Raw genomic sequence first — 13,677 nt, forward strand, 5'->3', positions numbered from 1 at the left:
TGATATAAATGTGCGAACTTATTGTTCAGCTTGTTTTGGTTCTACAGGTGTTTGTTGAGTACGTTGGCGGTCATACAAACTTTCATCTGCACGTGCAGGTTCAGAAGAAACTTCACGGTCTGGACGGTCAAGTAAACCAAAAGTTGCACGATTTAGCCAACTTGCTTGATTGTCATTTTTTTCTTTGGCACTAGATTCAGTACTTTCAACAACACCACGTGTTTTTTCACCACGCCCCAAGATCCCTAAAGTTGCACGGTTCAGGAAACTTCCTTCTTTACGTGCAGCGCGTAAATTAACTTCACCATTTGATTTAATAAGGTTTGGATAGTTGAGTTTCAGGAGTTCAACATATTGTTGAGAGGTTGCTTTGTCACCGAGTTTGTCATAACCATATGCCATTGTTGCAAGTGCTTCAGGAATCTGAGGAGTCTGCGGATAATGCTCAATTACCCATTGTGAACGTTCAACAGCAGCTAAATAAGCTTTACGTTTGACATTAAAACGCGCTGCATTCATTTCACTTTCAGCAAGTTCTTGTCCAATAAATTTCATACGTTGTGCTGCATCAACGGCATATTGGCTGCTTGGGAAACGACGAATGAAGTCAACAAAGTTTTGATAAGCGACTTTTAAATATCCAATATCACGATGCGATTGCTTTAATGACGTATAACGCATAATGCCATCGTAGTTTTGTTCCATATTTGCCACGCCACGCACATAGTAAGCATAATCTACATTTGGATGCTGTGGATTTAGGCGAATAAAACGATCTGCTTGAGCAATTGTTGCTTCATAATCTTTTTGTTTAAATTTGGTATAAATCAGCTCTAACTGAGATTGTTGCGAATATTGTCCAGTTGGATAATAGGTATCGATTGCTTGTAATGATTTTTCAGCATCACCGTATTGTCCTTTATCTAAGGCTTTCATCGCTTTGTCGTAGTAGCTTTGCTCGCTTGACTTAGGACCAGTATCAACGATATCTTTTTTACTCGGATTGCTGCTACAGCCTACAAATACCGTTGCTATGCTCAAAGATAATGCGAGCATTGTAACTTTATAACGTGGTAGCGACATAAAAATTCCTCTGTTTATACGGGCAATAGGCTACAATTGCGCTATTAAACCACTTTTGTCCGAATGAGCAAATGACTTCAGCACAATCTTCTAATTCTAATTTCTCAGAAAATGATTTCAATTTACTTGAAGATTCTGAGGATGCAGATAATCATACTTCAGCCACAACTGCAACACGTTTATCGTTGCAATTTCAATTGGATGACGGTTACTTAGGGCAACGTATCGACCAAGTCGCAGCGACTGTTTGGAATGAGTTTTCGCGTGAAAAACTCAAGCAGTGGATGAAGGATGGTCATTTGTTGGTAAATGGTAACATTGTTAAGCCAAAGTACAAATGTGAAGGTAATGAGCTTCTTACTTTAGAGGTTGAATTAGCAGCACAAACTTCAGCACAACCTGAAAATATTCCTCTTAATATTGTATATGAAGATGATGATATTTTAGTGATTAATAAACCAGTAGGTCTGGTTGTTCATCCGGGTGCGGGTAATCCAACAGGAACTTTGGTGAATGCTTTATTGCATCATTTCCCAAAATCAGCAGAATTAACACGAGCAGGCTTAGTCCATCGTATTGATAAAGACACCAGTGGCTTACTGGTTGTTGCAAAAAATTTAGAAGCTCAATTTGCCTTAAGTAAGCAGTTAGCAAAAAAATCTGTTTACCGAATTTATGATTTGATTTGTTATGGCAATATCATCGCAGGTGGCACGATTGATGAGCCAATTAAGCGTCATCCTGTTGATCGTATTAAAATGGCGATTTTACCAGGTGGGCGTGATGCTGTGACACATTATAATGTCAAAGAGCGTTTCCAAAACTTTACCCGTGTACAAGCGCAACTAGAAACAGGTCGTACACATCAGATTCGTGTGCATTTTTCTTATATTGGTTATCCTTTAGTGGGTGATCCTGTTTATATGAGTCGCGTTAAAGTGCCTGCGGGGGCATCTGAAACTTTGATTAATACATTACGTGGTTTTAAACGCCAAGCGTTACATGCTGCAAAATTGGGTCTTATTCATCCTCGTACCAAAGAAGAGATGATGTTCGAAGCACCTTGGTCGGAAGATTTTGCACAGTTGGTTGATGTTTTACGCACTGAAAATAAAGCGTATTAATGTAGAAATAAAGGAGAATCACATGCAATTTGTTCAAGGATTACCACAAGGCGTCTTTGTTGGACAAACTCAAATACAACATCCGCAAGCTTTACCCTCAAAGCAAGCTGAACTTGCAGGTTTTAACTTGGCATTGCATGTGAATGATGACCCGAAACGTGTGCAACAACATCGTATGATTTTATTGGATGAATTTTCACAATATGCGGTGAATAAAATCACATGGATGACTCAAACGCACAGCACGATTTGCCATACAGTAAATGACAAAATTGAATTACAGGCACTCGAAGGGGATGGTCTAGTAACTCAAACTAAAGGTCATGCATTAATGATGATGACGGCTGATTGTTTGCCTGTGGTTTTAGGAAATGCACACGGCACAGAAGTTGCTAACCTACATGCAGGATGGCGTGGGCTAGCAGGTGGTATTATTGAAAATACAATTCAAGAAATGCAAACACAACCGACTTGGGCATGGCTTGGAGCCGCAATTAGTCAACCTTGTTTTGAGGTTGGTGCAGAAGTAAAAGCAGCTTTTTGTGCGAAATATCCTGAATTAGAGCAAGCTTTTCAAGCGGGTCAGCAAACAGGTAAATATTATGCTGATCTTTATCATATTGCCCGATTCATTCTCAAATTAAAGGGTGTAGATTTGATTTTAGGTGGAGAGCAGTGTTCATATTTACAGCAGAAAGATTTTTATTCATATCGTAGAAATGCAAAGACAGGACGTATGGCGACATTCGTCTTTATGCAGTAATTCATGTAAACTTGAGTAAATTTGTTTGTTTTAATTGATATGTCTTTATCTGCTAAATCTCTTGCGATTGTTTATCATAGCCCTTATGGGCATACAGCGAAAGTTGCTCAACATATTGCTCAAGGCGCAACTCAAGTTGGCGTAACAGTTCATCTTATGAATATTGAAAATATAGATTGGGATGTTTTGGATCAAGCAGATGCCATTCTTTTCGGTTGCCCAACCTACATGGGTAATTTAACTTCTGGTTTAAAACAATTCATGGAGCAATCTTCAAAACGTTGGTTAGCACGTACATGGCAAGGCAAACTTGCAGCAGGTTTTACCAATGGCGGCGGTCTGAGTGGAGACAAACTGGCTGTACTTCAGCAAATCAATTTATTTGCAATGCAACACGGCATGTTATGGACAGGTTTACCTTTAATGCCGACAGGTCGTAATACAGAAGACTTAAATCGGATGTCGAGTTTTCTAGGATTAATGACTCAATCAGATAATGCACCAACAGACATTACGCCACCCAAAGGAGATTTAGAAACAGCAATTTGGTTTGGTGAATATGTTGCCTTATTGTTAATAAGAATATCTAAATAATGTTTTTTTAAACAGTTGGTTAAAAATCAACAACTGTGATTTGGTTCATATAATTTATATTTCTATATAGATTTTGTAAACCTATTTACTTTCAAAAGTTTAATTTTAATTAATAATACTCTGACTTGCTTGATGGAATCAGCATGTAAAAAAATAAAATAAAAATTGGAGTAAATGTAATGATAACTAAGAGATTAGTCATCTCTAGTGCTTTGTTTTTTTTAACAATAGGTTTAACACACGCAGATGACTCAACATTAAAATCATTATCAGATTCTGAACTTTCTCAGGTGCAAGGTCAGGCACTGATGAATCTTACTTATACCGATCCCTCAAAAGCAAATGCTTCAATGGCTTCACAAAATATCGGTTTTTATAAACTGGGTATGGAAGCCGATGTGGAATTAAATGCCAATATTAAAAAGTTACAACTGGGCTGTGGTGGTGTAAATGGTGCAGGTGGCTGTGATATTGATATTGATAATCTAAGTCTTTCGGGGCTTGCTGAAACACGGGAGGGGCGGGTCGGTTCTTCTGCAAAAATGACCAATCCTTTTATTGAATTTGCGATTAAAAATCCAAACTCAGCCTCTACCCGTGAAATGATGGGTTTTCGTCTGAGTGCGGAAAAAGTATTAGGCATGTTGACCCTTGGTGAGGAAAATACTGGTACACCTAATGGGATTAATACGCTTAGTGGCTATTTAAATATTAAAGAAACTACAGGTACAGCTAAAACTGGTATACGAAATATGCAATATGGTGATACTAATATGGAAATAAAGGGTAGATTAAAGACATTTGCACTTATTCCTTGGACACCATCATTTTCGACACAAAATTATAACTTAAGATTAAACAGTGCTGATGCACATATGTCTTTAAATCAAAAAGTTTTATCTGGTACCCGTATGGAATCTGCGGATTTAACGGGGAGTGCAAAAATTGATCCTTTAAGTTTTAGTGGCTCTATCGTACCTACAATCATAGGATTGACTATTCCTATTAATATATCTGTTGATGGTAGTATCTCAGGATTAACAGCAGATGTAAAAATTAAAGAAGATCTAGGGTTTATTCATCGATTAGAGCTTAATAATCCTTTTTCTCTTTCGCTACAAAAACAGTCAATTCATTGGAATGGTGCATCAGTTGCAGCAAATAAAGGATGGTGGCTAGCAATCGAGGATCAGGTTGATATTGGTCATGTTGTTCCACAGAATCCTATAGCAATTACAAATGATGTTCTAAAGCAAGTCGTTCCTAAATTGAATGATTATTTAGCAAAATCAGAAAATACGGTTCAGTGTACTTGGGGATCATGTTTAGCAGGAATTAATTTACCTGTAAATTTAACAGGATCTAAACCATTAGATTTCCCAGTATCCAATTTGCAACTCGCCACGCAAAACTTTGCTCCAAACTGTTACGGCAGTCTAAAATTTTGTTAGTAGTAATATAAAAAACCTCCAATTTGGAGGTTTTTTTTACTGCTTTTATTTATGAAAAATATGTATTTTACCTGTTAATAAAAATGTCTAGTGTGTTTAATTTATGGAATAAATAATGGGTTTTTAATTGTGATATTTATCACGTTAATGTTGTTTTATGTGTTTGATTTATTTATTTAATAATGTTAGTTTTGCTTAATAATGATAAAACTTGTGTCATTGAGTGTATCGAGTAAGAAATAAAAAATGGAGTAAATATGATAAAAATAAAAAAGAGCTTAGTTATCTCTAGCGCTGTCTATTTTTTAGCGAGTGGTCTAACCCATGCAGATGACTTAACATTCAAATCATTATCAGATTCTGAACTTTCTCAGGTGCAGGGTCAGGCATTAATGAATCTTACTTATACCGATCCTTCAAAAGCAAACGCTTCGATGGCTTCACAAAATATCGGTTTTTATAAACTGGGTATGGAAGCGAATGTGGAATTAAATGCCAATATTAAAAAGTTACAACTGGGCTGTGGTGGTATAAATGGACCAGGTGGTTGTGATATTGATATTGATCATTTAAGTCTGTCAGGTCTTGGTGAAACACGTGAAGAGCGGGTCGGTTCTTCTGCAAAAATGACCAATCCTTTTATTGAGTTTGCCATTAAAAATCCAAACTCTGCCTCTACTCGTGAAATGATGGGTTTTCGTCTGAGTGCGGAAAAAGTCTTGGGGATGTTGACTCTTGGTGAGGAAAATACAGGTACACCTAATGGGATTAATAGCCTCAGTGGTTATATGAAAATTCAAGATACAACTGGGGTAGGTTACACAGCTGAACGAAATATGTCATATGGTGATACACAAATGTCCATTAATGGTAAAGTGGATGCAAAAATTTGTGTAATATTTTGTTTTGGTTCAATGCGCTTAGGTTTTTCTTCAACTGATTATAATTTAGCATTAGATTCAGCAAAAGCTGATATTTTTATAAATGGTACGACAATATCTGGTAAAAGATTATCTAGTGTACAACTCGATGGTTACGCAAATATTAATCAACTTAATTTCGGTGGGAATTTAGGTGCAACGATTACAGAGTCTTTTGGATTACTTACATTACAAAAGAGAGTAACGGGGAATATCACAGGATTAAAAGCGAATATTACGGTCAATGAAAATTTAGGCTACATTCATAAACTTAAATTAAATAATCCTTTTTCACTTTCTATGCAAAAGCAAGATATTTTTTGGAATGGTGCTGCTGTTGCAGCTCAACGTGGATGGTGGTTAGCCATTGAAGATCCAATTGATATTGGTAATGTTAATCCAACTAAAAAAATTGATATTACCAATGATGTCCTAAAGCAAGTTGTTAATCCAATTAGCAATTATATTACAAATAATCCTCCTAGCTGTACTGTATTAAATTGTCTTTGGGGTGCCGATTTGACTGTTGGAAATGTTAATTTACCAAATACTACAGTTAATTTCCCATTAAAAGACTTAGAGCTTCAAAATCAAACATTTGCCCCAAACTGCTACGGCAGCCTAAAATTTTGCTAATGCTGATATAAAAAACCTCCAATTTGGAGGTTTTTTTACCGCTTTTATTTATGCATAATGCGAGCTTTATCACGTTGCCAGTCACGGTCTTTTTCAGTTGCACGTTTGTCGTGAAGTTGCTTACCTTTCACTAAAGCGATTTCGATTTTGACCAAATGACCTTTCCAATAACATGCTAAAGGCACACAAGAATAGCCCTTTTGATTTACTGCACCTTGCAGTTTCTCAATTTCACGTCTAGAAAGCAGTAATTTACGTGTGCGTGTGGCTTCAGGGACAACATGCGTTGAAGCCGACAATAAAGGTTGAACTTGTGAGCCAAATAAGAAAGCTTCGTTATTTTTAAAAATAATATAGCTTTCAGTGATCGTCATGCGACCAGCACGTAAAGACTTGACTTCCCACCCTTGTAAAGCTAGACCTGCTTCAAACTTTTCTTCAATAAAATAATCATGGCGTGCACGTTTATTTTGTGCAATGGTGCCACCATTATTTTTTTTAACCACAATATTTTTAGACATAATTCAAAATTTCCAAGATTAATCTTATTTTGCCTCAAACTTGGCTGTAGGTGAAGTGCTTTCAAATGTATTGAAGAGTTCGCTTCAAAATAAGTTTTTGCTAAACTAGGCATCTACATAAACAACTAGAGTATAAATGGATGTCTAAAACTCGTGTCATCTATCCTGGAACTTTTGATCCTATAACAAATGGACATGTCGACTTAGTGGCTCGTGCTTCACGAATGTTTGATGAAGTCGTCGTCGCTATCGCAATTGGACATCATAAAAATCCTGTATTTACTTTAGAAGAACGCGTGGCATTAGCACAAGAATCTTTAAGCCATTTACCGAATGTAGAATTTGTCGGTTTTGATGGACTTTTGGTAAACTTCTTTAATGAACAAAAGGCAACAGCGGTGCTCCGTGGTTTAAGAGCAGTTTCAGATTTTGAATATGAATTTCAATTGGCAAATATGAATCGCCAATTAGACCATCATTTTGAAACTGTGTTTTTAACACCTTCGGAACAATTTTCTTTTATTTCCTCCACGATGGTGAGGGAAATTGCACGTTTAAAAGGTGATGTACACAAATTTGTTCCACAATGTGTTGTCAATGCTTTTGAACAAAAAATTCAACAAGGTTGGTAGTGTGTCTTTATATATAACTGATGAATGTATCAATTGTGATGTCTGTGAACCTGTATGCCCTAACGAAGCAATTTATATGGGGGAGTTGATTTATGAAATAAATCCAAGCCTTTGTACAGAATGTGTGGGACATCATGAGCAGCCACAATGCGCACTTTTTTGTCCAGTTGATTGTATTCCTTTAGATCCAGAGCATGTTGAAAGTCAAGAACAGCTTATGGATAAATATAAAAGGCTGATTGCGCAAAAAAGTACAAGCAATTGATATAAAAATTTGTTAATATGCGCCCCTTGAAGTGAGCTAGACGATCGCTGCTGTGGAGATCTCCGTGATTGAAGCAGGGGAGGAAAGTCCGGGCTTCATAGGGCAGGGTGCCAGGTAACGCCTGGGCGGCGAAAGTCGACGGCAAGTGCAGCAGAGAGTAGACCGCCATCTTTGCAATTTCCTTTCGGGGAAACCAAGAGAGATGGTAAGGGTGAAAGGGTGCGGTAAGAGCGCACCGCATGGCTGGTAACAGTTCATGGCAAGGTAAACCCCACCAGAAGCAAGACCAAATAGGAATCCTGAGGCACGGCCCGTGCTGGATTCGGGTAGGTCGCTTGAGCGTATGAGTGATTGTACGCCTAGAGGAATGATCGTTCACGACAGAACCCGGCTTATCGGCTCACTTCAAACATTTTTTAAAATAGTGCTTGACGAGTTAGTAATAACAGTAGATAATTCGCGCACAGTTTTCGGCTATGTAGCTCAGTTGGTTAGAGCACCGCACTCATAATGCGGGGGTCACAGGTTCAAGTCCCGTCATAGCCACCATTTTTATAGACCACGTTCCAAAACGTGGTCTTTTTTTATCTATTCAACATGAAAAATAATGAGATAAAGTTAATCTGCTGCTTTTGAAAGCAGAAGACTATATGATTTTAGATTGAGAATTGGTCAGATTGTTAATTATTCACATTGAATCTGTTTTTCATCAAGTTTAAGTTTTGGTAATTGCTGTGCCATTTGTAAATAATGAGCGCTTTCTTCAGAGAAAATCTGTTGTTGTAATTTTTCAATTTTACTTTCACTTACATGCAAGTGAGCGCAATGCAGTGCTATCGCATTTTGTTTGTTAATTTCAAATTTTTGAGCTTCATCTGCTTGTTCAAGCTGATAAAAACGTTGTTGAGCCTTGCTGAGTTGAGCCAAGCTACGTTTTTGCTGCATCGTTAAGAGTTGTTGTTGATTAATCCATTTTGCAACATCCATGCGAACGCCATTATAGTCTACAAAAATAGGACTGATCATCTGACAAGCAGTGATTAAAAAAGAGAGATTAACGATAAGTAAAATAGATTTAAACTTCATTTTTATGACCAGATGGATGATTTACTTTGCTCTATTGTCCGATAAATAAAATGAAATATGTATTAATTTTAAACATTTGTTTTTCAATTGTTTAAAGCATGATCATTAGTGCGTGAGAGGGCTTGACGTATTATCTATAAATTTAGATAATGCGCACACAGTTTACGGCTATGTAGCTCAGTTGGTTAGAGCACCGCACTCATAATGCGGGGGTCACAGGTTCAAGTCCCGTCATAGCCACCATTTTTATAGACCATGCTCACCGCATGGTCTCTTTTTTTGTGCGTAAAAATATAATTTTTTAATGCTTGGTAAAATTTATGCGTTCAAAGCATCTATAGAAAAAGATTATACTCTGGTTAAAGTGTCAATTTTTTTGATTAAATCAGGAATTCGATATTGACCTGTCATTTTTGCAATATAATTTTTTGCATCTGTTAAGTGAATATCTTTGTAAGTAATATAAAGTGGTTTTTTGCTATTTCCTCGATATAACGCACAGTTTTCAGGTGTATCTTTATAATAATTTTTTGCTACGCCAATAATTGCTTTTTTATGGGTTAAAGCATTCCATAAATGTGTGCCTAAGCCTGCTTGTTGTTCTGCACCAAGTTGTACATAGCCATCAATCACTATATATTTAAAATCTTTATCAATACATTCAAGAAGTTGCAATATGCAAGGAAGTTCTCTTTTGTAAAAATTTCCTGCAATATATTCAGCAACTTCGGTAATATGGAGGGTATAACATTGTTCAAATTCTTGGCTATCCCAATCTTGGATTAAACCTGCAACAGCATAAGCACCTGTTTCTCGATAATGAACATCAATAATTAAAATCATTTTTCACTCTATTTATATTTGTTAAATTTTAAGTTTTAAATGGTAAATTTGTACTCATTAAATGGGCAATTGTTTGTTGAGTATGTTCATTTTGATAAAAAGGTGCAATTAATGAGGCAATAATTGAGTCGAGTAGATCATGTTCATCCAGTGCTTTAATACAAGATGGAATAAAGCGATATGCTTCTAGACGCAGATCATGTTCATTTAAACCGACAGAATGTAATAATTCTTGTAAGCTAAATTCACCAAAATATTCATAAAATGCAGCAACGACATGCAGGATAATGTGTTGCATAAAATCAGTTTGACGTAGTCCTTTCCATGTTTCATAGACTAAAATAAAAAATTCTTCAAAATCGATAGATTGGAACTGAGAAAAAGTTTCTTTTAATGGACGTTGTTTAAGATCAGACCAAATCAAATAGGCAAGATTTGCAAGGTCTTCATTTGGAAGTTGAATGATATGAATCAGTTGCGAGCGGATTGCTGCTGCAAGTTGTTGTTCTAGCTTGAGTTCCAGATTTTGATGTTGTTCTTGAATGAAACTCAGTACTTTAGAGCGCAGATGATCTTGTTTGACGGTATATTGGCGTAATTGTCTCAGCCAAGGTGTATTTTGTTCTAAAATTTGATTAGCAAGCTGAATGCTTATATGTTGAATTTGTGGGTTATGTTCAAGATGATCTTGTAAATAGGTTTTCAGTTGTTCTAATTCTAAAATTTTAAATAACCATAATTCAAAATTTTCATCAGATAATAACTCATTGAGTACAGTCGAGTTGTGAGCAGCATAATGATGGATTTTTTGTGCTGCAACGCCAATAAACTCAAGTATATCGGGTCCTAAATTAAGCTCAAATGCATACTTTTGTATAACTGCTTGAAGTTGCTCTAGTTTGATGAAATCACGCAGTAAAATTTTATCTGCATTTTGGTAGGACTGAGCGATGAAACCTTCAATATAAATAGGGTTTTGAGTTTCAAGTAACTGTTTTTTAATAAAGCGAACTTGCTCAAGCTGAAGTGCTTGAGCAAGTTGTTGAGCAAAGCTCATGAATGATAAAGCGCTTTCGCTACTCACAAGGATTAAACACCTGCTTTCCAGCCATTCACGATTGGGTAACGACGTTCACGACTAAATGCGCGTGATGTAATACGTGGACCAATCGCACCTTGACGGCGTTTATATTCGTTACGATCAACAAGCTTAATAATTTTTTCTACAACATCTTTGTCAAAACCTTTGGCAATAATGTCATCTTGGCTTTGATCTTCTTCGATATATGCATAAAGAATTGCATCTAAAACATCATAAGCAGGTAAAGAGTCCTGATCTTTTTGGTCAGGGCGTAACTCAGCAGATGGTGGGCGGGTAATCACGCGCTCAGGAATCACAGGTGTTTCACTAAGACTATTACGGTATTTTGCTAATTCAAATACAATGGTTTTATAAACATCTTTCAGTACTGCAAAGCCACCAACCATGTCGCCATAAAGTGTGCAGTAACCAACTGATAACTCAGATTTATTTCCTGTTGATAAAACCAGATTACCAAATTTATTTGATAGCCCCATCAGCAATGTGCCACGTGCACGTGCTTGTAAGTTTTCTTCTGTTGTATCCGCAGGTGAGTTACCAAAGAATGGGAACAGTGTTTGCATAAAGCTATTTACGATTGGGTGGATTTCGGCAATTCCAAAAGTCACGCCCATACGTTTTGCTTGTTCTGCGGCATCTTCAACACTGATTTGAGAAGTGTAAGTATATGGCATCATGACAGCTTGTACTTTTTCAGCACCAATTGCATCTACAGCAATCGCTAAAGTAAGCGCAGAGTCTATTCCACCTGAAAGACCTAAAATGACACCTGGGAAACCAGAACGTTCGACATAGTCACGTGTTGCCATGACTAGAGCTTGATAAATTTCAGCCATTGTATCTAGAGCAGGTGCAGTAGTGACCGCTTTGTAGGCTTTGTTTTCAATTTCATAATCAATGAAATACACTTGCTCTTTGTAGCTTTCTGCACGTAAGACAACATCACCTGTATTGTTAATTACAAAGCTTGAACCATCAAAAATGAGATCATCCTGACCACCTACTTGGTTGGTATAAACCAGATGAATGTTGATTTGTCTCGCAAGTTCTTGCAATGTTGCAATACGATGTTGTGGTTTACCTACTTCATAAGGTGATGCATTGAGAACTAAAACGCTTTCTACATTAAGTTGAGCAAGTTGTTGCACAGTTTGAAGTGACCATACGTCTTCACAAATAAGTACACCAAATTTATGACCTAAATACTCAAATACAAGGTGTTGATGACCTTCATTAAAATAACGCTTTTCATCAAAAACACTATAGTTTGGAAGGTTTTGTTTGTTATATACACCAAGTACTTGCCCATCTTTCATGACTGCTGCTGAGTTATAACGTTGCCCATCTTCGGTTGTGTTGACAAAGCCAAAGACCATAACAATATCTTTAACCGTATGTAATTGCTCAAAAGCTTGAGCTGTACGTTTACTTATACTTGGGCGTAACAACAAATCTTCAGCAGGGTAGCCTACTGTTGAAAGTTCAGGAAAAACAATAATATCAGCATTTTGTTTTTTTGCTTGATTCGCTTGTTCAATCATTTTTTGAACATTTGCTTCAATATTACCAATATGTGGAGAGAATTGCGCGAGAGCAACTTTAAAACTTTTCATTTAAACCTTGTCCTATTCCTATAGGGTAGTATGTGTACACACAATAGATTGATTTATATATAATTATTCAATAGTGTGTGATTCGGAAATTTAAAACACTGCCAAAAGGCATAAAATAAAAAATCATTTTCATGACAAAAAATCTTTATTTCTTGCACGGCAAAAATTACAGACTTGAGCTATTTTAACGAAAATCATGCCAGATGCTAGATGTTTAAAAAGATTGTCTAAAACTTATCTATCATCTTTTTGAATTTAACAGGTTTTTGATGAAAAAACGAAGATTTTTGATGATTAATTTTGTTTCTTATGTATTAAAAATGCTGAGAAAATCGAACTCTTTGTATAAACCTGCACATATTTAAAAATGATTTTCAGGAGTTTCTAAAATAATGTTCTTTATTTTTCTTAGAAAGATATCTCGAGCAATATCTCCTTGTTGTTCAATATTATAGTCTTCATATTTTTTGTGATTTTCTAAATTATATGTATAGGGATTATATTTTCCATAAGTGATATAGAATGCAATTTGTAAAATAGCGCCTTTGAGAAGTACATTAACGTGTTTTTGATGCTGATAAATATGTGCCATTTCATGAATAAAAAGTGCTTGAGTTGATAAATTTTTCTGAGAAAAATCCTCAAAAAAATCAGCATCTTTCATATGAATACAGCCGTTGGGTGCCATTAAAATACCAGCAGGTTGCCAAGGGAGATAAGGCTGATTCATAATCAAAACTTTAGAGTAATCAATAAGATCTCCAAAAACCATTTGACTGATTTTGATTTCGCCTAGACTTAAACGACGGCATTTAAATGTTTCAATATCGAGTAGCCTAAATAACCACCAATAAAAGTACAACATTTATCTTAATCCTAGGATGAAATTATGGATAAAAATGATCATCAAATTTCGACGTGAAGCTGATATTTTGCTTGAATTTTCATATTGAAAGTAGCATTGCAAAGTGAACAAAACGTAAAAATATGAAAAAGAAAATAGCCTTAGAGGTCAAAAATTGTTAATAGGTGTTAACTCAAAAA

At 36.1% G+C, this 13,677-nt stretch carries 14 protein-coding genes, 2 tRNA genes and 1 other RNA gene; 10 read left to right on the forward strand and 7 right to left on the reverse strand.

Annotated elements, in window-relative coordinates; all coding sequences use genetic code 11:
* Positions 1–18 precede the first annotated feature (18 nt).
* A complete protein-coding gene (locus C9E89_RS03010) occupies positions 19–1,083 on the reverse strand; it encodes an outer membrane protein assembly factor BamD (protein ID WP_107006961.1) in 1,065 nt (354 codons plus the stop codon).
* A 71-nt stretch (positions 1,084–1,154) separates the two neighbouring features.
* On the opposite strand from C9E89_RS03010, the gene rluD reads away from it, so the two are divergent.
* From rluD to C9E89_RS03035, 5 genes are all read left to right on the forward strand, one after another.
* On the forward strand, positions 1,155–2,207 hold the full coding sequence (rluD, locus tag C9E89_RS03015; protein ID WP_107006962.1) for a 23S rRNA pseudouridine(1911/1915/1917) synthase RluD: 1,053 nt from the start codon (positions 1,155–1,157) through the stop codon (positions 2,205–2,207).
* 22 nt (positions 2,208–2,229) lie between these two features.
* Positions 2,230–2,970 carry a peptidoglycan editing factor PgeF gene (gene pgeF, locus C9E89_RS03020; protein ID WP_107006963.1) on the forward strand — a complete coding sequence of 247 codons (741 nt, stop codon included), beginning with the start codon at positions 2,230–2,232 and terminating at the stop codon, positions 2,968–2,970.
* Between the two features lie 39 nt (positions 2,971–3,009).
* Positions 3,010–3,564, forward strand: coding sequence for a flavodoxin family protein (locus C9E89_RS03025; protein WP_107007111.1), 555 nt, complete (start codon positions 3,010–3,012; stop codon positions 3,562–3,564).
* A gap of 179 nt (positions 3,565–3,743) precedes the next feature.
* Positions 3,744–5,015 (forward strand): hypothetical protein, encoded by a 1,272-nt coding sequence (locus C9E89_RS03030; protein ID WP_107006964.1) that lies wholly within the window; start codon positions 3,744–3,746, stop codon positions 5,013–5,015.
* Between the two features lie 257 nt (positions 5,016–5,272).
* The gene (locus C9E89_RS03035; protein ID WP_107006965.1) at positions 5,273–6,571 is read left to right on the forward strand and encodes a hypothetical protein; all 1,299 of its coding nucleotides are present in this window, start codon (positions 5,273–5,275) and stop codon (positions 6,569–6,571) included.
* Positions 6,572–6,615: 44 nt separating this feature from the next.
* On the opposite strand, the gene smpB is transcribed toward C9E89_RS03035, so the two are convergent.
* Positions 6,616–7,092 carry an SsrA-binding protein SmpB gene (smpB, locus tag C9E89_RS03040; RefSeq protein ID WP_107006966.1) on the reverse strand — a complete coding sequence of 159 codons (477 nt, stop codon included), beginning with the start codon at positions 7,090–7,092 and terminating at the stop codon, positions 6,616–6,618.
* A 140-nt stretch (positions 7,093–7,232) separates the two neighbouring features.
* Here smpB and coaD point away from each other — a divergent pair, with 140 nt between their 5' ends.
* The 4 genes from coaD (at position 7,233) to C9E89_RS03060 (ending at position 8,538) form a co-directional block, all read left to right on the forward strand.
* Positions 7,233–7,724 carry a pantetheine-phosphate adenylyltransferase gene (coaD, locus tag C9E89_RS03045; RefSeq protein WP_107006967.1) on the forward strand — a complete coding sequence of 164 codons (492 nt, stop codon included), beginning with the start codon at positions 7,233–7,235 and terminating at the stop codon, positions 7,722–7,724.
* A 1-nt stretch (position 7,725) separates the two neighbouring features.
* On the forward strand, positions 7,726–7,989 hold the full coding sequence (locus C9E89_RS03050) for a YfhL family 4Fe-4S dicluster ferredoxin (RefSeq protein WP_107006968.1): 264 nt from the start codon (positions 7,726–7,728) through the stop codon (positions 7,987–7,989).
* 28 nt (positions 7,990–8,017) lie between these two features.
* Positions 8,018–8,400: RNase P RNA component class A (rnpB, locus tag C9E89_RS03055), an RNA gene on the forward strand.
* 61 nt (positions 8,401–8,461) lie between these two features.
* Positions 8,462–8,538, forward strand: a tRNA-Met gene (locus C9E89_RS03060).
* A 135-nt stretch (positions 8,539–8,673) separates the two neighbouring features.
* Here C9E89_RS03060 and C9E89_RS03065 read toward each other — a convergent pair.
* Positions 8,674–9,075: a hypothetical protein gene (locus C9E89_RS03065; protein WP_107006969.1), complete on the reverse strand. Its 402-nt coding sequence runs from the start codon at positions 9,073–9,075 to the stop codon at positions 8,674–8,676.
* A 166-nt stretch (positions 9,076–9,241) separates the two neighbouring features.
* On the opposite strand from C9E89_RS03065, the gene C9E89_RS03070 reads away from it, so the two are divergent.
* Positions 9,242–9,318, forward strand: a tRNA-Met gene (locus tag C9E89_RS03070).
* A 105-nt stretch (positions 9,319–9,423) separates the two neighbouring features.
* On the opposite strand, the gene C9E89_RS03075 is transcribed toward C9E89_RS03070, so the two are convergent.
* The 4 genes from C9E89_RS03075 to C9E89_RS03090 form a co-directional block, all read right to left on the reverse strand.
* Complete coding sequence (locus C9E89_RS03075) at positions 9,424–9,918, reverse strand: endonuclease V (RefSeq protein ID WP_107006970.1); 495 nt, start codon at positions 9,916–9,918, stop codon at positions 9,424–9,426.
* 28 nt (positions 9,919–9,946) lie between these two features.
* A complete protein-coding gene (locus tag C9E89_RS03080) occupies positions 9,947–11,002 on the reverse strand; it encodes a hypothetical protein (protein WP_107006971.1) in 1,056 nt (351 codons plus the stop codon).
* Positions 11,003–11,007: 5 nt separating this feature from the next.
* Positions 11,008–12,633: an NAD+ synthase gene (locus C9E89_RS03085; RefSeq protein ID WP_107006972.1), complete on the reverse strand. Its 1,626-nt coding sequence runs from the start codon at positions 12,631–12,633 to the stop codon at positions 11,008–11,010.
* Positions 12,634–12,994: 361 nt separating this feature from the next.
* Complete coding sequence (locus C9E89_RS03090; protein WP_107006973.1) at positions 12,995–13,498, reverse strand: hypothetical protein; 504 nt, start codon at positions 13,496–13,498, stop codon at positions 12,995–12,997.
* Positions 13,499–13,677 lie beyond the last annotated feature (179 nt).

The organism is Acinetobacter sichuanensis (genome assembly GCF_003024515.2).
GTDB lineage: Bacteria > Pseudomonadota > Gammaproteobacteria > Pseudomonadales > Moraxellaceae > Acinetobacter > Acinetobacter sichuanensis.